This window comes from Myxococcus sp. CA051A, from assembly GCF_013336705.1.
Lineage (GTDB): Bacteria > Myxococcota > Myxococcia > Myxococcales > Myxococcaceae > Myxococcus > Myxococcus llanfairpwllgwyngyllgogerychwyrndrobwllllantysiliogogogochensis.
On record NZ_JABUMS010000058.1, the window covers coordinates 1 to 1,530 of the forward strand.

A 1,530-nucleotide genomic window follows, 5' to 3' on the forward strand; every position below is an offset into this window, starting at 1 on the left:
CCAGCAGGGCCGGCGGGACCAGTGGCACCCGTCTCACCGACAGGCCCCGCGGGTCCCACGGGGCCAGCAGGGCCCGCCGGGCCCGTGGCACCGGCAGGACCAATAGGACCGATAGGGCCGATGGGCCCCGCGGGTCCCTGCGCTCCGGTGGCGCCTGGCAACCCCGGCGGTCCGCTGGTTCCCTGGGGCCCTTGTGCCCCCTCGGGCCCCGCATCACCCACGGGCCCCTGGGCCCCCGCTGGCCCCTCTGGCCCCTCCGCCCCCGGGGGACCCCGCTCTCCGATGCACGTCTGAGGCGGGCAAAGCGGCAGGCAGACGACGCGTGCCCGACACTGGGTCTCGCCATCATCCCAGGTCGCCGAGAACACGTTGTCGATGAGCTCGTCGTTCGAGCCATCCGCCAGCGCGAGCTGCTTGCATTCCTCGAACGAGTTCACGGTGTTCGTGAACTTCTCGGTGTGTGACTCGCCAAATGCAAGCCTGTACGGAGGCGTTCGTTGAGGTGCCCAACCGAACTTGTCGGTGAGCAGTCGATCCTCCACCGCCTCGACGTCCGACGCGCTCGTGCGGTGCACGTTGCGCACCGTCATCGTCCACTCGAGCGTCGCCGGGTACGACTGAATTTCGTAGATGAGCTCGCCGTTCACCCGCTTGTCGCACGCCAGTTCGTGCGCAAGCGCGACGTTGCCCGTGAGTACTGCCGCTGTTGCCGCCAACCATCCCCAACGCATGATATCCTGCCCTCACTTCAAAATGCTTGGACTGTCTTCAGCTCTTGCTTGTTGCTTGTGTTCGTGCCGCCCGGAGTCTCGTCAGTAGCGGACGATGAACTCCGGGAACATGAAGACTTGTTCGCCACGTTCGACCAGGGAGCGGGCAATATCGAACTCGACCACCACCTTGTTGCGAGTCCGGATCTGCGCGGCGTCCGCGATCAGGGAGATCGGTGGGCCACTCAGGTCGAGCAGCTGCGACTTCCCGTTGCGCTCGATGATGCCTTCGGATTGGAACTTCAGCCTGATCGCGACCTTGCGTGCATCGACGGGAAGGTCAAACGTTGTCACGGCCCACGCGTTCTGGTCGTTGCCCAGGTCGATCTCACTGCCGCCAATCCGAGCCGGAAACGGATTGCCATCCACCGTCAGTTCCAGCGTGGAGACTTGCACGCGCACGGGCCCCGCTGCGTTGACTCCGAGCAGGCGCACCGCGACGGTCTGAGACGTGGGTGTCTCCGGCGGATCGATCAACGGCGCTTCGTCGTCCTTTGCCTTGCCGCAGGCGACGATGGTCAGAGCGAGTGCAAGGCCAATACACTTCTTCATGAAGTCCCTCCCCAAGCGGCCGTTCAAGCGGCCGTGTGGGCGAGGTGCCTGAGCACTGCTTGTGCCAAGGGGGCGACAGCCCTAACCCTCTTCAGGAAAGTCCGGTAAGGCGCAGACCCGCGTGAAGGAAGAAGGCGGCGAGAACATCGTGGCGGTGGCCCAGGCGCACGAATGAAGCGCGTGCCTGGGCGCGCAGCTCGGCGACAGA

General features: G+C 65.6%; 1 protein-coding gene and 1 pseudogene. Both read right to left on the reverse strand.

What is annotated here, in order from left to right:
• A pseudogene (locus tag HUA74_RS46740) lies at nucleotides 1-731 on the reverse strand (collagen-like protein); the annotation flags it as partial.
• Nucleotides 732-812: 81 nt separating this feature from the next.
• The gene (locus HUA74_RS44880) at nucleotides 813-1,322 is read right to left on the reverse strand and encodes a hypothetical protein (protein ID WP_174459501.1); all 510 of its coding nucleotides are present in this window, start codon (nucleotides 1,320-1,322) and stop codon (nucleotides 813-815) included.
• Between the last annotated feature and the right edge of the window lie 208 nt (nucleotides 1,323-1,530).

Excerpts from the sequence above, each read along its gene's own strand:
- HUA74_RS44880 (WP_174459501.1), bottom strand. The coding sequence starts at position 1,322 with ATGAAGAAGTGTATTGGCCTTGCACTCGCTCTGACCATCGTCGCCTGC.